12 protein-coding genes are annotated in these 20348 nt (G+C 35.8%); 5 read left to right on the top strand and 7 right to left on the bottom strand.

Annotated features, from left to right (window positions below; translation table 11 throughout):
* The first annotated feature begins 35 nt into the window (after positions 1 to 35).
* The 3 genes from Bccel_RS11910 to Bccel_RS11920 all read left to right on the top strand — a co-directional run bounded on the left by Bccel_RS11910 (position 36) and on the right by Bccel_RS11920 (position 5862).
* Positions 36 to 1856 (top strand): sensor histidine kinase, encoded by a 1821-nt coding sequence (locus Bccel_RS11910; RefSeq protein WP_242853172.1) that lies wholly within the window; start codon positions 36 to 38, stop codon positions 1854 to 1856.
* Positions 1853 to 3709 (top strand): sensor histidine kinase, encoded by a 1857-nt coding sequence (locus tag Bccel_RS11915; RefSeq protein ID WP_036944519.1) that lies wholly within the window; start codon positions 1853 to 1855, stop codon positions 3707 to 3709. The genes Bccel_RS11910 and Bccel_RS11915 overlap by 4 nt, the downstream gene beginning before the upstream one ends.
* 170 nt (positions 3710 to 3879) lie before the next feature.
* The gene (locus tag Bccel_RS11920) at positions 3880 to 5862 is read left to right on the top strand and encodes a discoidin domain-containing protein (protein ID WP_036944520.1); all 1983 of its coding nucleotides are present in this window, start codon (positions 3880 to 3882) and stop codon (positions 5860 to 5862) included.
* 40 nt (positions 5863 to 5902) lie between these two features.
* On the opposite strand, the gene Bccel_RS32555 is transcribed toward Bccel_RS11920, so the two are convergent.
* From Bccel_RS32555 to Bccel_RS11930, 3 genes are read right to left on the bottom strand one after another with little or no spacing between them, the layout of a single operon-like run.
* Positions 5903 to 5971 carry a hypothetical protein gene (locus tag Bccel_RS32555; protein ID WP_409372132.1) on the bottom strand — a complete coding sequence of 23 codons (69 nt, stop codon included), beginning with the start codon at positions 5969 to 5971 and terminating at the stop codon, positions 5903 to 5905.
* An 8-nt stretch (positions 5972 to 5979) separates the two neighbouring features.
* Positions 5980 to 6888: an ADP-ribosylglycohydrolase family protein gene (locus Bccel_RS11925; protein WP_036944522.1), complete on the bottom strand. Its 909-nt coding sequence runs from the start codon at positions 6886 to 6888 to the stop codon at positions 5980 to 5982.
* A gap of 16 nt (positions 6889 to 6904) precedes the next feature.
* The gene (locus Bccel_RS11930; protein WP_276326166.1) at positions 6905 to 7243 is read right to left on the bottom strand and encodes an ATP-grasp domain-containing protein; all 339 of its coding nucleotides are present in this window, start codon (positions 7241 to 7243) and stop codon (positions 6905 to 6907) included.
* A gap of 86 nt (positions 7244 to 7329) precedes the next feature.
* Here Bccel_RS11930 and Bccel_RS11935 point away from each other — a divergent pair, with 86 nt between their 5' ends.
* On the top strand, positions 7330 to 8952 hold the full coding sequence (locus Bccel_RS11935; protein WP_050753035.1) for an IS1182 family transposase: 1623 nt from the start codon (positions 7330 to 7332) through the stop codon (positions 8950 to 8952).
* 91 nt (positions 8953 to 9043) lie between these two features.
* Here the strand turns inward: Bccel_RS11935 and Bccel_RS11940 are convergent, their stop codons facing one another.
* The 4 genes from Bccel_RS11940 to Bccel_RS31455 all read right to left on the bottom strand — a co-directional run bounded on the left by Bccel_RS11940 (position 9044) and on the right by Bccel_RS31455 (position 16712).
* A complete protein-coding gene (locus Bccel_RS11940) occupies positions 9044 to 9568 on the bottom strand; it encodes a hypothetical protein (RefSeq protein WP_036945511.1) in 525 nt (174 codons plus the stop codon).
* Between the two features lie 595 nt (positions 9569 to 10163).
* Positions 10164 to 12494: a vitamin B12-dependent ribonucleotide reductase gene (locus tag Bccel_RS11945; protein WP_036945509.1), complete on the bottom strand. Its 2331-nt coding sequence runs from the start codon at positions 12492 to 12494 to the stop codon at positions 10164 to 10166.
* Between the two features lie 272 nt (positions 12495 to 12766).
* Entirely contained in the window at positions 12767 to 13996 is a 1230-nt protein-coding gene (locus Bccel_RS11950) for a cellulase family glycosylhydrolase (RefSeq protein ID WP_036945506.1), read from the bottom strand.
* A 58-nt stretch (positions 13997 to 14054) separates the two neighbouring features.
* Positions 14055 to 16712: a cellulase family glycosylhydrolase gene (locus tag Bccel_RS31455; RefSeq protein WP_242853208.1), complete on the bottom strand. Its 2658-nt coding sequence runs from the start codon at positions 16710 to 16712 to the stop codon at positions 14055 to 14057.
* A 680-nt stretch (positions 16713 to 17392) separates the two neighbouring features.
* On the opposite strand from Bccel_RS31455, the gene Bccel_RS11960 reads away from it, so the two are divergent.
* On the top strand, positions 17393 to 20335 hold the full coding sequence (locus tag Bccel_RS11960) for a CotH kinase family protein (RefSeq protein WP_050753406.1): 2943 nt from the start codon (positions 17393 to 17395) through the stop codon (positions 20333 to 20335).
* The last annotated feature ends 13 nt before the right edge of the window (positions 20336 to 20348 follow it).

The following is a 20348-nucleotide window of genomic DNA, read 5'->3' on the forward strand; positions in this document are numbered from 1 at the left end:
TTGATATGCCTAATCTAATAATAAATTATATACTCATGGTTATCACTTTTATTTACGCTTCTGCATTATTTTGCAACATACATTTTAAAGCAAAAAGCAGAAAAGCTAAATTAAACTTATTGTTTTTACCTTTATCAATAATCATCTTAACCACTGGATTTTTACTTGAGATTCCAACAAAATACACATTTAAATATTCATGGTTACAATGCATCTTTATATATACCGGTCTTTGTTTTATGGGTTATTCATGGTTAATCTTTTCTGTTTTTATTTCATCTAAAGAGAACAAAATGGCTTGTGACCTTATAGACATTAATAATTTTCATGAGAAATTACTCTGTAAAATAAAACATAATTTGCCTCATATTAAAAAACATACTCATGTGCTTAATGCTATTGCATTAATTCCACCTGTTTTGATTCTTATCCTAATCGTAACCAACCCGCTCCATGATTTACTATATATTCAGCCTCATGACTCTTATGAAATGAATTTTAATACCGAGTATGTATTCATCCTTCTTGTGGGTGGTGCTTATGTGCTGCTGGCTAATATTATACTTTTATATAAATTTTTAAGGAATACTGTTTTTTCTTTTAAGCTCAAAATTATTTTCCTCGTTGTTTTAGCTCTTATGCCAATTTCCTTCTATACCAGAATCTTTTATTTGAGCTACCTTGAAATAGTACCTGTTTGTTTACTTATAGGCTATCAAATCCTATTAAATACTGTATCCTTCAACTACAAACTCTTTGATATAGTCCCCAGGTCTATAGCATCAATTGTCCAAAATATGGAGCAATCCATTCTGGTAACAAACAAAAGGAATACTATCGCAAACTTTAACACTTCGTTTACAATTTCCTTTGGAAATATGACAAATATTAAAGAATATGATCCTCTAGAGATATTTGCCGAAAAGTTAAAGCAATCAATAGTTTTGGATGAGGAAAGCCATGATATACTAGATGCCATGTTTTGGGACATAGATAAAAACATATCAGGTAACATACACGTCCTTACTCCAGTTGATAAATGGTATTTTGTATTAATACAAAATGTTGTGAACGGTAGGGGTAAAAAAATCGGAAAGCTGATTTCCTTTAATGACATTACAACAATACAAGATTTAAATCATAAACTGAAGAAAAAAAATTGTGAACTGGAAAAAATAAATCTGGAATTAAAAAATACAAATGAAAAAATTCTTAAACATACACTTATGGCTGAAGAGCTAGCTATAACAAGAGAAAGAAACCGAATATTAAGCGAGCTTCATGATTCTATAGGTCAGGCTTATACCAGCAATCTTGCCCTTGCAAGATGCACAGAAACATTTTTAATAAAAAACCGCAGAAAAGAAGCTTTAGACTCACTGGAAGAAATGTCTTCCACAACAAAGCAGTTGCTTTTTAATATGGCCTCTTCTGTAAATGATAAGGAATCCATTTTGCAACAGCCTCTTGAGGAAATACTGAACAAGCTGTTTAAATCCTACCGTAAGTCAGGCATAGCTATTCAATTTAAACTTAACACAGACGTAGAGATACTAGAGTATGGAATACGTCATAACATTTATAGGATTTGCCAGGAATCCATCAATAACTCGTTAAAACACGGCAAGGCTAAAAACATATATATTTCAATTGAGCAATCAAACAATAAAATAATCCTTGAGGTTGCTGATGATGGAATAGGTTGTGACTTGGTACATAAGGGTATTGGACTAAAAGGGATAGAATACAGAATATCTGAAATTGGCGGTGAAGTATTTTTCATATCTGATAAATCCAAACAAAAAGTTTTTATTGTGAGAGCCAAAATACCTATAAGGAGGGAGTCAAATCTATGAAACTTATAGAGTATTTTAAAATCAAAGATTTATTCTTTCCAGGGCAGTGGAACTTTAAAATTCCCGAAGACCTATTGTACCCACAGCAAATTTCAGCCCTTTTACAGATTATAACTATTTTCATAGGCCTTTTTCTGATATCCTTTGTTTATCACAATGCCAAAAAGGACAATACTCTTAAAAGCTACATCTTCATGAATTTATCGATGATTGTTTGGACAATAGGACTTTCTTTTGAAAGTATCTCTAATTCAAGCACTCATTTAACTCGTTTTGCCCCTTTATGGTTTTCATATCTGGGAATTTGTGCAATGGGGCCTGGATGGCTAATATTCTGCTTGTTTCTAACTGAAAACAAATGGGTTGATAAACGCAAGAATATTTTACTGTTATTTGTTCCCCATGGCATTTTTTATATTTTACTTATTACCAACTATTTTCATCAATTTATGTATATTGTTCCGCATAATGAGCGCAGAAGCTTTGGACCGGGATATTACACACTATTTTTTACAATTGCAGTCTATATTGTTGCCGGATTAGTACTTGTTGCAAAAAAGCAATATACAGATAAACAGAGAATACGACATATAATATTTTTTCTTGTTTTAATGGTACTAATGTTATTAGTGAATACCATTTTACAATTAATATTTAACTTGCAGATTGAGACAAAACCCCTTCTATTTGTAATCTTTTCGTCTCTGTTCTTCTTCTATGGTTCCTTACGCTACAACTTTTTTAGCATTATCCCTGTGTCTTTTTCATCATTAATACACTCAATGGATGACGGTGTGCTTATACTGGACAGAGATTCCAATATAGTAGCTTTTAACAATTCACTCGAATGCCTTATATCAAATAAAGATGTTCTTAAGAAAGATACAAAAGTATCAGGGTTTGTAGAATATCTTAAAGAAATATCCCTTAAAACACCAGAAAGCTTACAATTACTTGATTCCATACTTTTTTCGGAATATAAGTTTGACAATAATATTTTAAATATAAATAAAACAATGATTAAATTTTTAAAAGTTGACGTACAACATATTTCAAATAGAAAAGGACAATTATTGTCAACGATTATAGTATTTTCAGATATAACAGAAATAAATAATTTGAATGGGGAACTGGAACACAAAAATACTGAAATATTATCCCTCAACAAAAAGCTTATGAAAGCTAATAAGGAACTCTTAAGGCAATCCCTCATTATAGAGGAAATAGCCATAACCAACGAGCGGAACAGGATACTAAAAGAGCTGTATAATTCTATCGAGGATACCTTCAAAGAGATTTTGCAGATAACAGAAATATGCAGAAAATCAATCATTAGCAACGATGGCAGTATTGAAGAAAATATCAAAAGAATGATTCAGACTACAAAGAATGGATTAAACGAGATAAGAGATTCAATATATTATGAGAAAAACAAATTGATTGAAAACCAAATCTTTATTAAGACCCTTGAAAAGCTATTAACAGGAAAAAGCCGTATGAATATCCAGATATATTTTGAGGGCGAAGAAATAGAAATCCCCCATCATATTCGATATGCGATTTATGTTACATGCCGCGAAGTTCTTGAGAATTCATGTGCTCAGCGTCAAGCAAAAACCGTGTACATAATTCTTCAATTGGGTGAATCAAGCTTAAATATGATTATAACAGATAACGGAAAAGGCATTGATGATTTTACATCTGATAAAGGATTAAAGGTTATTGAAAATCTATGCTATGAGTTGGGCGGAACAATAAATTACGGCTCATTAGATGAAGATCAAGGCTTTTCACTTCACATGGAATTACCTTTGGTATCTCTCACAGACGTCAATGAATTGGAGAATATATGATTATTTTGATCTTACTGGCAATTTATGGGTGATATCAGGGTATCAAGCTATAAGATTCAATAAAAATGTGACAAAGTGCAGCTCAATGTTATTACATTCGTCACTTGTAATGCCTCCAACCGTATGCTTCAATAGTAATATGATTTTTATTTAAGGTTTGGGAGGTAATTATGAAAAAATTTCTAAAATCAAAAGTCTTAACAGCTATTCTTGGTATGCTGCTTTTACTTCAATCTGTACCTAATACAGTATTTGCAGACACTTATATTACGCCATCAGAAGGCCAGAACATAGCATTAAATCGTCCTTCATCAGGTTCAGTTGCATATTATTCACGTGGAAGTTATATTTCACAATACGGAACTTGGCCAGTAGATTCTTACAACAATGATACATCTTGTCTTGTAAACGGATATAAGGGAGATAACGCGACTGTACCTTATAATAACAGTGGTATTCAGGGTGTAAGCTATAATGTTTGGTATCCCGTAGATTCTTCATCAGGGTATGCAGACATAGACCTTGGCAACAATTATTATATAAATAAAATTGTAGCATATATTCCCACTGATAGTGCAGGTGTATTAAGAGGAGTTGAGACATATTACAATAATCAATGGACGGGTATAGACTTAAATAGCTGTACTATTGAAAAAACCCCAAAATACAAGGCTTATTACTTTAATCCTAGAATTGCAAGCAAAATAAGGGTTTATGGAAATTGGCTTTTTGAAATTGAAGTTTATTATACCAAATCAATAAATCGCTCAATTACTTTTCAAAACGGTATACCGGATGGTATGGTTCCATATACATTTAATAGTTTTGTTAAAAAATTTGGAACTGATCCACTTGAACAAATCAAGCAAGAGGCTATAGCCGGTATAAAGAAAGGTCTTGACGATGCAAATGCAAGATATGATATTACATTTTCATATGTGCATTTTTTGCCTGAGACAGGGATTTTGCAGATATTAATTGATTTTGAAGTCCATTCTGTCGAATATGGTGTACTAAACCCTAGCATGGATTCTCACATCAATCTGGAAATAAACTATGCCCTTGTAAGTAGTAACGATAATTTTTACCTCCAATTAGAAAATTACAATATCAATATTTATGCATTGGTAAATGAACCTTATACCCTGGTTCCAGGACTTAAAGACTATATCAATTCCAAGATCAAATCTGAGATAAGAAGCAAAATCACTTCAAAATTAGAAGAAAAGAGAGGTGAAATTATAAAGCTTCCAGAAGGCGAGAAAATTAATACTCCCCTGGAAAGCCCACAAAGAGTAGATAATGCATGGTGGAAGGCTAGAATCACGAAAGAGCTTAACAGAGCGATTAACGATTATATGCCAACGAGTTATAACAAAAGTTTTACTGATTCTTATACCAAGCAATTCTTCGACAGTTTATCTATTTATTTAAATATGGATGCAAGTTGTGATTTTCTTGACCTAAATAAATTTATTGCTTCATTTAAAGTAGGAATAAACGGTTCTATTTATGCAAAGGACAAAGGTGGTTCTAACTGGTCTGCCTCAACTTCTGGTGATATAACCTTCTTTTTAAGATTCTATGACGATCCCAAAACAAAAAGAATCTTCTTAAGCTTGGAATATGTAAATGTTTCTTATCCAAGTAATGACAAGGTATCCAAACAACTTTGTGATATGGTTGACGAACTTGCCGCAAAAATTAATAAATACATATATGAAGTTTACTGCTATTCGGAAAATTATGCATTAAAAAAACCCGCAACTGCTAGCAAATACCTTTCATATGAATCACCGGCAAATGCAGTAAATGGAACAATAGACGATTTACATGACAAATGGTGTACAGGTTTTGGATATGGCTTTAACTCCTGGCTAACTGTGGACTTGGGTAAACAATGCAATATTTCACGCTGGAAGGTAGTACATGAAAAAGGCAGCGGAAATGGTTATAACTACACAACAAAAAATTTCAGATTCCAAGCAAGTAACGACGGCGTTAACTGGTATGACAAGGATGTGGTAACCAATAATACACAAGGAGTTACGGATAGATTGTTAAATCCTTTCTATGCCAGATACGTAAGGCTTTATATAGATGAAGGCGATTCAGATAATGTAGCTAGAATATATGAATTTCAGGTATTTTAAGTATTAGTTCTAATGGGAGCATCTCACAGTTATGCTCCCATTAGTCATATATATGAATATTTGATAATAGCCTACATATCTCACATTTGAAGTCAAACAAATTATGCAACGGCTCATCTAATAGAATAATGACTCTTCTATTGGCTCTGTTGTATTGAGCCAGAGTGACGGTATACCTTTAACTTCTGTATTTAATACAACAACACTACCAACAATTGCACAAGTTGTATCCCTGTCGCCTAATGCTGAAACGGTTTTCCATAAGGCTTCCTCATAGTTGTTTCTGAAATGAGCTATGCACCATATGGCGAATGGAATCGTATCCTGAGCTGTAATCCTTGAGCCATTGCCTAAAACTGAAACAGCAAAATCGATACTGGAATCTTTTGAAACCTGAAGTGCTTTACGAATACTATACTTGGTGTCGCTTTCAGGCATCTCATAGAATATCTTCTCAATAAACTCAGCAGCATTCATTTCTTTTAATAATAGTTTATGCTCAAGAATAATGCCAGCTGCTAAAGCTACAGCAATTGCTCCAGCAATACCTTCCTCATTGAAGTGGGTAACTTCGGCGGAAAATCTGGCTTGCTCCTTTATCTTTTTTATATCATCATAAAAGTAAGCTCCTATAGGAGCAGCTCTCATTGCAGCACCATTGCCCATGGAGCCCATTCCATCAAATGCTTTCCGGGAAGAAATCAGCCAACTCTCGCCAGAGCCAATAGACCGCAATATACTATGTGCTGTCCCGCCATATCCACGATGCCAATCCTTTGAATAGTTATCAGCAAAAAGCTTTGCAAGCTTATCCTGACGGATCTCACCATACTGCTCTAAAGTTTTATATATTGCTATCCCCATTACTGTATCATCAGTAAAATGCCAGAGTGGTGGCTTTAATTCACGTTTTGTAATTCTATCAAGAATTTGTTTTTCCTCACCGAAAAATGTTTCACCAAAGGCATCTCCAACAGATAACCCAATTAGCGAAGTTTTAGCAAATTCAATTCTACTTAGATTCATAATGTTTCACTCCACTTCAGTTTCTTTCTCTCATATAATTATTTATACTTTTTACAATCTCTCCAATATCATGATCGTAAAAACCACTGTCATTAAAACAATTACACTCAATTATGTAGAAATTATCCCTTTTTAGGGCAACATCCATAACAAACACATCATGAGGGTTATATACTTTACAACAATCCTCGGCAAATTGAATCATTTCATCTGGGATATCTTCACTATCAACAGACTTTTTCCCGTAAACACTATATCTGGATGATGAAACCACCTTTCCCTTAACAATTATATTTCTCCATTCCTTCTCAATTTGTTTTGGTTTACAAACTAGTATCAAAGGGGGCTGTTGCACTAAGAAATTAGTGTAGGAGCCCTTTTTACTTGCAAAAAACAATTGCCAGACTATTCAAAGTCCGGCAAAAGGTGTAAAATATTTTTATGCTAGTAAAAAATTTAACACATAAAGATTATACTACGCACGGTGGTTTCTATCAATTAAAATTGCCGTTAAATGTTGAATGTATGATTCCGAATGATGATTCTGTAAGGTTGCTGGGTCAAATTGTAGAGGAGATGAATTTATCAGAATTATATAAGACTTATTCCCGTTTAAGGAAAAAACAAGCAACCCCAACACAGATGCTGAAGATCATGCTATATGCTTATATGAATAGTAATTATTCTACAAGGAAAATCGAAAGAGCCTGCAAGCGGGACATTAATTATATGTACCTTCTTGAAGGCTCGCCTGCTCCGGATTATACAACAATTGCAAGATTCAGAAGTATTCATTTTGCACCTGTTTCAGAAAATCTTTTGGCACAGTTTACGCAGATGCTTGCTGAAAACAAAGAAATTTCAATGAAAAATCTATTTATTGATGGGACAAAGCTTGAAGCTGCATCAAATAAATATACTTTTGTCTGGAAAGGTTCTGTCACTAAGAATCAGAAAAAACTGATGGATAAGCTCCCAACTTTTTTAAAACAAACAGAAGAGAATTTTGGATTTAAGATTTTATATGGTGAAGAAATCAAGATGCACCATTTGAAAAAGCTCAGACGTAAACTTTGCAAAATAAAAAACGATGAAGATATTCAATTTGTCTCTGGTATAGGAAAAAGAAAATCTCCTCTCCAAAAAATATTTGAACAGCTGGATGAATACATATCAAGGCTCAAGAAATATAATAAGCATCTGCATCTTATGGGGGATAGAAATAGCTATTCAAAGACAGACCCTGATGCAACCTTCATGAGGATGAAAGAAGATGCTATGAAGAATGGGCAACTAAAACCCGGCTACAACATTCAGTTTGGGGTAGATGCTGAATATATAGTATGGATTAGTGCTGGACCACAGCCTACAGATACAACCACGCTAATACCATTTTTAGACAGCATAAAGAGTCGTTTGAAGTATACTTACAGAAATATAGTTGCAGACTCAGGCTATGAAAGTGAGGAAAACTACGTCTATCTCGATGAGAACGGTCAGCTTGCTTTTATCAAACCTTCCAATTATGAAATTAGTAAGACACGGAAATATAAAACTGATATCAGTAGGAAGGAAAATATGAGCTATGACAAAGAAAACGACTTTTATATATGTAGCAGCGGTAAAAAGCTTGTAGCCACAGGGATTAAATTCAGCAAAAGCAAGACTGGCTATAGAAGTGAGAAAACCTGTTATACATGTGAAGATTGCACTCAATGCCCTATTAAATCAAAATGCATTAAGGGAAACAGCAAAAAGCCATTGGAAGAACGAACCAAGCATCTTGAAGTTTCAAAACTATTTCAGCAAAAACGTGAGGCAGCGATAACCAGAATCCTTAGTGATGAGGGAAAAGAGCTCAGAATGAACCGAAGTATTCAGTCTGAAGGTGCTTTTGGAGAAATAAAACAAGATATGGGATTCAGACGTTTTTTGTGTAAAGGGAAAAAGAATATCTTGGCAGAATGTATTCTTCTTGGCTTAGCTCATAATGTAAACAAACTGCACAACAAAATTCAGTCAGAACGATGTTCTACTTATTTACATCCATTAAAAACAGCTTAGATAAAAATGTTTATAATAAAGAGCATAAATCAGTAAGCTTTATTTGCTATACTCTTTTTTCAAAAGAAAGAAAAAGAATATAATATTTTGGTTAAAATATTTCACTATCATTATAGAAATGGGGCGTTGTACTACGATTATAAATCGTAATTGCAACAGCCCCTTGACCATCAGCCCAAGCTGCTTTCTCTTTAAAATCAGTAAAGTTAGTCACATAACCACTAAAAGGCTTGGTATCATCATTGGGTCTTATGAAGAATTCCTCATTATCACTATGTCTCTCTTTAACAAATTCCGATATAGTCAAAACTTTACCATCACAGTTTAACATACTATTTTCCCATTCATCCAGGTATTTCTTCATCTGAAACCTTTGATTATCAAAGAATATGCCATTACAGTACTCTTCTACCTTTGATGCGTTCATAATAAGGGTCGTCGTTCCATAAAAGATATTAATAACATCGCAATTGTACTGAATATCCAACCCATCTGAGAAAGGTATAACATATACTTCCTGATATGATGCATTATCTGCCGTTACAGCCTTTTTTAGCTCTTCAAATGTTTTATCGTCAATTAGATTACTTTGAATAATCCAGTTTATTCGTTTCATTTTCCTTTACTCCTATATAAATTTAACTTTACCATTTTATAATACGGAGATAAGATTTTCATCAGTCATAACTTCATTGAATGCATTTTGTATAATTGTTTTATTAATCGTCCAAGCTGGTCGTGCATTACTTCCATATTTGGTATTTATTAAAATGCTATTCATTTTAACTCTCCTCATCAACAGCTATATATTTCTAGTCCCCCTTACAGATCAATATTAATAAAGAGTGGCTAAATCCTTAATATCCGACTTAACCACTCTCTTTTAATGCTTTTATTATAAATCCTTTATAAAATCTGATTCAGGTACAATCGTTTATCGCATTTATCAAATAGAGGATTAAGCCCATGTATACTAATAACTATACTTAGTTTCTCTGATAATTTAATTGAAATATTTTTTTGTGCGAGATTATAACTTTTTAGATGATACATATTAATCCTCCTTTTTTATAATTAAAATCAAATATTCTTTACTTATCCCTTGTGCATTCTAACACAACAACATTTTTTTAGGCATAATGTTTACCATAATAACACAGGTAACTTTATCCCGTCAAGGAATAATTTATATTGCAGCACTATAATGGGTCTCAACCGCATTTTGAAAATCCGCAGTTCCTGCAAACCATACATCCGCCTTCATGCTCAACCGCAAGTCCGCATTCAGGGCAAGCAGCACTTGTTTTACCAGCATCTAAACCAACGCTGCCGGACTCACCACCAACGCAAGCATGGCAAACTGCCTCAACCTTAGCCATAGGCCTTGGAATTATATCCTCTGGTGGTGCGGTAAGCTCATTATCACAATTGTCCTTACCGTTCTGTATCTTTGCAACCTTTTCTATAAGTCTTCCAATAGCATCAGGACATGAAAGAACCTTTATGCCGTTTTGCTTTATTGTGGATGGACACCTTATGCCCTTTAGCTGTTCAACAATTGACTTTGCGTCTATACCGGAGCGTAGTGCAATTGACACCAGCCTTGCTGTTGCTTCAGACTGTGATGGACAGCCGCCTGCACGTCCTGTGTTTGTGAACACTTCGCATATGCCATGCTCGTCATAATTTACAGTAATATAAAGGTTTCCACAGCCTATTCTGACCTTTTCAGTAAAACCTGTAGCTATTTCAGGTCTAGGTCTTGGGGCAATATGAGAATTTTCTGCTGTACTGTTATCTATTTTCTGTGTTTCATTAGCATTAGCTTTATTTACACCACCGATATTAAGTACTTGAGCATCCCTGCTTCCATCCCTGTACAGTGTTACTCCTTTGCAGCCTGTTCTATAAGCCATTTCAAAAACTTCCTTAACATCATCCTTTGTTGCTTCATGCCTTAAATTAACAGTTTTTGAAACAGCGTTATCTGTATACTTTTGGAATACTGCCTGCATTTTTACATGCCATTCCGGTGATATATCATGTGAAGTGACAAAGACACTCTGTATTGACTTGGGTATTTCAGGAAAATCCTTGATAGAACCTTTCCTTGCAATTCTTCTCATAAGATCTTCGGAATAAAATCCATCAATAGTTGCAATCTGTTTAAATAGCGGATTAACTTCCAAAAGTTCATCATTATCCATTACATTTCTTATATATGATATTGCAAACAACGGCTCTATTCCGCTGGAAACTCCCGCAATTATGCTTAAGGTTCCAGTCGGAGCTATTGTTGTAGTTGTTGCGTTTCTAAGACGTATTCCCTTTTCACGGTAAATACTTTTATCAAATAATGGGAAAACACCTTTCTTTTCTGCCAGTTCCATTGATGCTTTTTTCGATTCCTCCTGGATAAAACCCATTACTCTTTCAGCCAATGTACAAGCCTTCTGGGAATTGTATGGAATATTTAGCTTGCAAAGCAAATCAGCCCATCCCATAACTCCAAGCCCTATTTTTCTTGTACCCCTTGTCATTTCATCTATTTCAGGTAAAGGATATTTATTTACATCAATAACATTGTCCAAAAAGTGAACTGCTTTTCTTACAGTCCTTCCAAGTTTTTCAAAATCCACATCCGCCTTGTTTCCAGCTTTCTTAACCATAAGGCTCAGGTTAATGGAGCCAAGGTTGCAAGCTTCGTATGGTAAAAGCGGCTGCTCTCCGCAAGGATTTGTGCTCTCAATCTGCCCGATTTCAGGGGTCACGTTATCCTTATTTAATCTATCTATAAAAACTATTCCTGGTTCACCATTTGTCCATGACATATCTACCATAAGATCAAATACTGCCCTCGCATTTTGCTTTCCAACCGGCAAGCCGTTGTGAGGGTCAATCAAGTCATAATCTCTGCCTTCATCAACAGCCTTCATAAATTCTTCCGTAACAGCAACACTTATATTAAAGTTTGTTATATCTGCATTATCTCTTTTTGAAGTTATAAAATCAACAATATCAGGATGATCAACCCTTAATATGCCCATATTGGCACCTCGTCTGGTTCCACCCTGCTTTACCGCTTCAGTAGCTGCATTAAACACTTTCATGAAGCTTACAGGACCGCTTGCAACTCCGCCTGTTGTATTGACCGAAGCACCTTTTGGTCTTAGCCTGGAGAAGCTAAAGCCTGTACCTCCGCCGCTCTTATGTATTAGTGCCGCATTTTTAATGCTCTCAAAAATGCCTTCCATTGTATCTTCAATAGGTAAAACAAAACAAGCACTTAACTGCCCAAGAGGTCTTCCTGCATTCATCAGTGTTGGTGAATTTGGTAGAAACTCGAGATTTGCCATCAACTCATAAAATTCCTGTTCAATATTCTGCAGCTCGTCCGGTGAAGTATATTGCACATCAGCTTGTGCTACAGCTTTCGCTACACGCCTGAACATTGCATCAGGTTTTTCCATTACGCTGCCATTCTCATCTTTAACGAGATACCGTTTTTCAAGAACTTTGATGGCATTGTCAGTTAAATTCATAGTATTACCTCCTATTAATCACAATATTTTGTATATGATTTTAATACCAACGCATTATATTGTATCACTCCTATTATCCAAGTCAATATAATTTAGGAAAATTTTAATTATTAAATTTCTTGAAAAATTGTTTACTTTTTGTCGAAATTGGGTATCATAGTCTACTTACTGGTAAGAGCTAGGTATTAAAACTACCGTAATTTCCCAAGAGCACAAAAAAAGGACCATCTAAAGAGACAGTCCTGATCTATAAATCCTATACTAAACAAACATTAATAAGTCTTACCAAATTTAATACCTATCAAAACAACATCAGCCATATTAACTGAATTGTCTTTGTTCAAGTCACATTTAGGGTCAAACCCGCTTTCACCGCTTACTTTTCCAAAACTCTTTGCCAACATAATAACATCGGACATATTAACCGTACCATCTTGGTTAACATCTTCCACCCAGCCTGAAGAGGTTGGTTTTGTCGGTGTAGGACTTATCTTTGTTGGTGTCGGTGTTGAGGGACTCCCAGAAAATACTGAACAAACCTTGGAAGTCTTCTTAAGGCCGTTTGTGCCATTAATTATTGTGTTACCCCAATCGTTTAGGCTTGTTCCTGCCCAGTCCTTACACATATCAAGATATTCAACTCCGCCGCCGTTTCCCTTCCACGACCATGCCAGCCAGCCTACATTTTTCTGTTGGCAGTAGCTCATTATTGTAGCTTCATCAACATTTCCATCCGAATGATCCCATCCGAATTCTCCGATAATCAAGCAAAGATTCTGGTTAATTACTCCATCAATATTAGTTTTAATAGTCGTTGCATCCTTACCCGCTGTTCCGTACATATGTATTGCAAACATTGTATTCTTGAGAGGATCTGAATCAAACACGCCTTTACCGCCATCTTTGATGGATTGTCCATACTGACCCCAGCCGCCTGCGTCACACAATATAGTATGCTTTAAGCCTGCATTCCTTATTATGGGTATAGCAGCTTTATAGCCGGTAGCCCAGTTTGCACTGTTCCAATCACCCATCCACTCATTGGCAATGTTTATAATAACAGTATTTTCCTTACCAATCAATGCGTCCTTTATCTTTACAAAGTAGTTTGCTGCAGCAAGCAAAGCCGACTGCTCATTCTTACCTGTTGCATCATGTACTTCCATTATTGCTATTAATTTATTCTGCTCGCATAAAGATATTAAATTTTTCACAGAATCAGCAGAGTCTTCCGTCCATTGCACACCATTTGAAAGAACTATTCTCACAGTGTTGGCTCCAGCTTTAGCTATTGCAGGAATTGCTACTGCTGTATCATTTTTATACCAAGTATGAGCATGATTTACTCCCTTCATGATAAACTCATTACCGTTTGCATCCAAAAGCTTTGTTCCCGATACCGAAAAGCCTTTTACCGGGCTGGCTGCACTAGAGATAAATACCTGCATAGTGCTCACCAACAAAGCAACTATACAAAACAGTGAGATAAGTTTTCTCCTCATAAATTAGTCCTCCCATTTTTATTTTCCTATAGATAAATCGTACGATTTACAAAATCTATTAATAGGTTTGACCAAACTTCAGCCCTATCTTTATAACATCAGCCATGTTTATGGAGTTATCATTTGTCAGATCATATCTAGTATCATATCCAGGATCTCCATTAACTTTTCCAAATCTCTTGGCTATTTCTACAACATCAGCTATATTGACAGCCTTATCCCTGTTGACATCCTCTGGCATATAGCTAGGTATTGTAGGAGAAACACCTGAAAATACAGAACATATTTTTGATGTTTCCTTAAGTCCGTTAGGTCCTGTAACAACCGTCTTACCCCAATCAGTAAGTGAATTTCCAGCCCAATCTGTGGTCAGATCCAGGAACTCAACTCCTCCTCCGTTTCCCTTCCATGACCATGCCAGCCAACCTACATTCTTTTCTTTACAGTAGCTCATGATTGTAGCTTCATCAACATCCTTGCCGTCTGTATGTTTCCAGCCGAATTCTCCTATGCTAAGAGCCAAGCCTTGATTTATAACACCATCGATATTGCTTTTAACTGTTGCTGCATTAGGACCGGAATATTCATAGAAGTGGATGGAAAACATTGTATTCTTTAATGTATCAGCATCAAAAACATCCTGACCATAATCGTGTATGGATTGTGGATACTGCCCCCAGCCGGCACAGTCAACCATTATGGTATGAGTCAAACCTGCATTCCTGATAATCGGGATAGCTTTCTTATAGCCTTCAGCCCAATTAGCTCCTCCCCATGAACCAAACCATTCATTAGCTATATTGATTATGACTCTGTCTTCCTTACCTATAAGAGCACTCTTCATTTCAACAAAGTAGTTTGCTGCTTTAAGTAACGGATCTACTGTGTCAACTCCTAAAGCATCATGAACTTCAAGAACAGCTATCAATTTGTTCTCTTCACATAATGAAATTATATTTTTAAGAGATTCCAGACTATCCTTCTGCCAGTTATCCTTTGTTCCGTTAGAAAGAACTATTCTTACAGTGTTAGCACCAGCCTTAGCAATAGCAGGAATTGCAACTTGCGTATCACTCTTAAACCATGTATGTGCATGGTTTACACCTCTCATAACAAAAGGCTGTCCGTTTGCATCAAAAAGGTGTCCATCCACTATTTTAAACTTGCCTGATGCAGCAATTGGAGTAGGGTTAGGATTATATGATGAACCGGAACTTGCATCCCCAATGCTCAATTTTGTAAATATGGCTTTACCTGTAACCGGTGAGTTAGCGAATATTTTAAAATCCACTCCCATAACCTTGTCCAATTCAGTAATATCTGAATTATTAACCCAACCGCTTTTTTCTGTCTTCCAGATTGCTTCCTGAAGCTTAAAGGTTGCACTTTTGGATTTGCCTGCCGGTACTGCAAACGAAGGTGATTCGTGCCATACATAACCTGACCCTGTTTTTATACCGATACCAATAAGTATTTCCGCGTTACCTGGGTTGGTGACAGTTACATTAATTGCTTCATATTTAGTCCAGTCCTGGTTGACTGTTGAAGTAGCCCCTGCATCACGGTCGCTGTTGTTAAGATTTTCAAATTCAACAACCATATTATCACCATTATCCGTAACTGATTTTGTTCCATTCATGTAACCTGAAGGCTTGGACCAAGTATATCCGCCAAAACCTGACCCTATAGGTGTCGAGCTTGGTTCTGTACTTGAGGATGGAATTGGAGTTGCATTTCCAAATATTGAACAAATCTTGGATGTCTGCTTAAGACCGTTTGTACCGTTAATTATTGTGGTGCCCCAATCATTAAGGCTTGTTCCTGCCCAGTCCTTTACCATATCCAGGTATTCAACTCCGCCGCCGTTTCCCTTCCATGACCATGCTAGCCACCCTACATTTTTCTGCTGGCAGTAGCTCATGATTGTAGCTTCATCAACATCTCCATCTGAGTGATTCCATCCGAATTCACCTATTATGAGGCAGAGATTCTGGTTTATAACTCCGTCAATATTGGTTTTAATTGTATTCGCATCTTTACCTGCTGTTCCGTACATATGTATAGCAAACATAGTATTCTTAAGTGAATCGGAATCAAACACAGCCTTTCCGCCATCCTTAACCGACTGACCATACTGTCCCCATCCGCCTGCATCACATAATATTGTATGCTTCAAACCTGCATTTCTTATGATGGGTATGGCTGCTTTATAGCCTGTTGTCCAGTTTGCACTGTTCCAGTCACCCATCCACTCATTGGCAATATTGATTATTACCCTGTCTTCCTTACCGATCAAAGCATCTTTGATCTTTACAAAGTAATTTGCTGCCGCAAGTAATGCTGATTGCTCATTCATACCTGTAGCATCATGCACTTCCAATACTGCAATCATCCTGTTTTGCTCACACTGTTCTATAACGCTCTTTACAGAAGCAGCAGAATCTTCTGTCCATTGTACACCGTTGGAAAGAACTATTCTTACTGTGTTGGCACCAGCTTTAGCCATCGCCGGAATAGCAACTGCAGAATCGCTTTTATACCAGGTATGGGAATGATTTATTCCCCTCATTATAAACTGATTTCCATTTGCATCTAAAAGTTTTGTACCGGATACCGAAAACCCTTTTACCGGACTTGCCGCATTAGATGTAAACACATTGAACATGCTTATCAACAATGTAACAACACAAATCAGCGAAATAAGTTTTTTCCTCATAATTTATCCCCTATTTTTTTTATTCTCTCTGATACAAAATCACCAAATGATTTTGTAATCTTATTGTTGTCGTGAGAAATTGGCTGTGCTTAATCTTATAAATTGTATACAATATGATGTGCTAATTATCGATTTACAACAGTCCATTCCTCAGACATAAACATACAAATGTATTTTTTAGGTTAACGTTAAGCTAACCAACAAAAAAAGTAACCTTGCAAACTGCCCAATATTTAATTAGTTAACTTTTTATCCACCTCCTAAAAGCATTTTTATAAAATACAAGATAAAATCCCTAATTATAGTTTACTATAATTTTCCCTTTACTACATAGTATTTTTTTATGAATTTTTAAAATTTATAAAAAATTTATAGACCCATACCTTCTGTAAAAGTTATTCCTATTTTTATATTGCAGGCTAATGCTGTTTAAATATATAATAAATATAAGTATATTTCATTATTCGCTGCAAATTTCTTTTCAAAAAAAGCTGTGGTTTTTATGCTATATTCAATGCTATATTCAATGCTTCTTTTAAATAATTAACCTAAATATGTTGCGAAAAAGATTTTACATTAGCAAATGTAAGATTATTAACACTTTTAATATAAGTTGATTACAATTATCACATTTAAATAAACATTTTACAATTAGAGAAAAATTTAGGGGGGGTTAGAAAATGAAAAAGATGTTAACTGGTCTATTGACTGCTGCTTTAGTGACATCAGGTATGCCGCTGCCTGGTGCTGTTAATGTAAATGCAGCTGAACATGTGCTTTTTATTAACGAGATAATGGCAGGCAATACCAATACTATTAGAGATGGAGATGTGGATGATCCCGATTACGGCAGTTTGGGAGGTGCCTATTCAGATTGGATTGAGATTTACAACTCAGGTTCTAAGGCAATTGACCTGACCGGGTATACCTTATCCGATTCTTCAGAAACATGGATATTTCCACGAGGAATTGTTCCTGCAAAAGGATTCTTGGTTGTTTGGGCATCTGATAAGAATAAAGTTGCAAAAAACGGACAGCTGCACTCAAACTTTAAAATAAGTGCTTCGGGTGAAACCATAACCTTGAAAAACGCTGACGGAACGCTTATTGATACTGCTGCAGCGACCTCATTAAAAGATGATGAGTCTTATGGGCGAAAGACAGATGGCATAAGCGAATGGGCAGTATTCTCCAAATCAACGCCTCTCAGTGCCAATATATACTCAGCTGAGACAACAAACGTAAAGTCACCTGTGTTTTCCCATCAGGGTGGCTTTTATACCTCCGAATTTTTGCTCAAGCTTACTACCGATGAAGCAGGAGTAAAAATCTATTACACAAAGGATGGCTCTGATCCGGTACCAGGAGCTGAAGACACTTTTGAGTATAAGGAAGCTATAAATATAAAGAGCCGTGTTGGAGATCCAAATGTTTATTCAATGATAACAAATATATCAAATGATGAATGGAGTAAGTGGGAAGAACCTGCTGGTGAGCTTTTTAAGTGTACACCTATAAAGGCTGTTGCTGTCAGGGAAGACGGCTCAAAAAGCAAGATAATTACAAATTCATATTTTGTGGATAAAGATATGATGACCAGATATAAGATACCTGTCATATCTCTTGTTACCGACCCGGCAAATTTATTTGACGAAGAAAAAGGCCTGTATGTAAATGAAAATTTTGAAAATAAAGGTGACGAATGGGAGAGACCCGTACATGTTGAGTTCTTTGAAAGTGACGGAACCCTTGCATTTTCACAAAACAGCGGGTTAAGAATAAATGGAGGATACAGCAGAAAAGTTCCCCAAAAACCTTTCAGGCTTTATGCAGACCACGGTTATGACGATACCAACAAGTATAAATACGAAGTATTCCCAGGCCTTACAAAAAAAGCAACAGGAAAGAAGCTGGATAACTTCAGCCGCCTTGTTTTAAGAAATGGCGGTAATGATAACGGCTGGACGGGAGTTATGTTTAGAGACGCTTTGATGCAAGGACTTGTTTCACATCTTAATCTTGATACCCTTGCATACAGACCTTCCGTAGTTTTTCTTGATGGAGAGTACTGGGGATTATACAATATCAGAGAACGTTATGACAGCGAATATTTAAAGTCCCATTATAATCTAGATAAAGACAAGGCAGTAATTCTTGATGTATGGAACTACCCTTCTGTTCAGGAAGGTGAACCGGGAGATGAAAAAGCATATCAAAGGGATATAATTGAATACCTTAAGACCAATTCCATAACAGATAAGGCTACTTATGAAAATATTAAAACAAAGATGGATATAGATAACTTTATTAATTACAATGTAGCCGAAATTTACTACGGAAACGTTGATTGGCCCGGAAACAATCTATCGGTATGGAGATACAAGACAGATGATGGCAAATATCATCCCGAGGCTCCATACGGGCAGGATGGAAGGTGGAGGTGGCTTCTTAGAGATACTGATTTTGGTTTTGGATTATTTCAAATGAAAAGCTATGCATTTGATTCCCTGGCTTTTGCTACAGGTGATGTTCCTGAGGTGGGCACTTTTGAATACGCCAACGAACCATGGGCAGTATTCCTTCTAAAAACCTTGTTGAATAATTCAGAATTCAGAAATCAGTTTATAAATAGCTATGCAGATCAAATCAATACATCCTTTCAGCCTGCAAGGGTAAACGATGAAATTGATAAATTTAAAGCAGGGATTGAAGATGCAATCCAAGAGAACGGCGATAGGTGGAGAAGACTTAATGCAAAAACTACATACCCAAGCGAACTGACATGGGATATGAATATTCAAGCCGTCAGGAATTTTGCAAATAACAGGCCTTCCTATGTAAGATCACACATTATAAATAAATTTAAGGATATAGGCGTAACAGAAACAGCTGATATAAACTTGAAAACCAATACAGCCGAAGGATATGTAAGGATTAACTCTATTGACATTAAATCCACAACTCCTGGAGTTATTGATCCAGGGAACTGGACAGGCGTTTACTTCAAGGGCGTTCCTGTAACACTGAAAGCTATTCCTGAAACAGGCTACAAATTTGATCACTGGGAAGGGATAAACGGAGTGATAAATACTTCCGACACCATAACCTTTGATCCTGAGGGAAATACGGAAGTAAAAGCTGTATTCAAGCCTGAAAATGGAGGATACAAGTTATCGGGATATATAAGGCCTGATTTTGCATCAAACTTTGAAGATATAAAGGCAGGCTTCAAGGTAGAGGTTATAGGCAAGGAATTATCGGCATCCACTGATTCCAAAGGTTATTTTGAAATAAAAAATCTTTCTAAGAATACTGAGGGATATAAAATTAAAATAAGCAAACCAAATTATATATTAAGAGAAATTAATAATTTAATTATATCAGGTGATACTGTTATCTCCACGGAGTCCAGCCCAATAGGTATGTGGGGAGGAGATATCCTGCAGGATAATGCACTCAACATATCTGATGTTATAGAAATTGCCAAGGCATTTAATTCTGTAAAGGGAGACCAAATTTATAATCCCGCATCGGATGTAAATATGGACAATAGTATTAATATCATGGATATGGTGATAATTGCAAAACACTTTAATGCAACTCCGGATAGTTACGGAAATTAGGATGTAATCACAA

The organism is Pseudobacteroides cellulosolvens ATCC 35603 = DSM 2933, from assembly GCF_001262605.1.
Classification (GTDB): domain Bacteria; phylum Bacillota; class Clostridia; order Acetivibrionales; family DSM-2933; genus Pseudobacteroides; species Pseudobacteroides cellulosolvens.

Coding starts and splice junctions, on each gene's coding strand:
- Bccel_RS11920 (WP_036944520.1), top strand. CDS start 3,880: ATGAAAAAATTTCTAAAATCAAAAGTCTTAACAGCTATTCTTGGTATG.
- Bccel_RS11915 (WP_036944519.1), top strand. CDS start 1,853: ATGAAACTTATAGAGTATTTTAAAATCAAAGATTTATTCTTTCCAGGG.
- Bccel_RS11960 (WP_050753406.1), top strand. CDS start 17,393: ATGAAAAAGATGTTAACTGGTCTATTGACTGCTGCTTTAGTGACATCA.
- Bccel_RS11925 (WP_036944522.1), bottom strand. CDS start 6,888: ATGAATCTAAGTAGAATTGAATTTGCTAAAACTTCGCTAATTGGGTTA.
- Bccel_RS11950 (WP_036945506.1), bottom strand. CDS start 13,996: ATGAGGAGAAAACTTATCTCACTGTTTTGTATAGTTGCTTTGTTGGTG.
- Bccel_RS11945 (WP_036945509.1), bottom strand. CDS start 12,494: ATGAATTTAACTGACAATGCCATCAAAGTTCTTGAAAAACGGTATCTC.
- Bccel_RS11940 (WP_036945511.1), bottom strand. CDS start 9,568: ATGAAACGAATAAACTGGATTATTCAAAGTAATCTAATTGACGATAAA.
- Bccel_RS31455 (WP_242853208.1), bottom strand. CDS start 16,712: ATGAGGAAAAAACTTATTTCGCTGATTTGTGTTGTTACATTGTTGATA.
- Bccel_RS11935 (WP_050753035.1), top strand. CDS start 7,330: ATGCTAGTAAAAAATTTAACACATAAAGATTATACTACGCACGGTGGT.
- Bccel_RS11910 (WP_242853172.1), top strand. CDS start 36: ATGGTTATCACTTTTATTTACGCTTCTGCATTATTTTGCAACATACAT.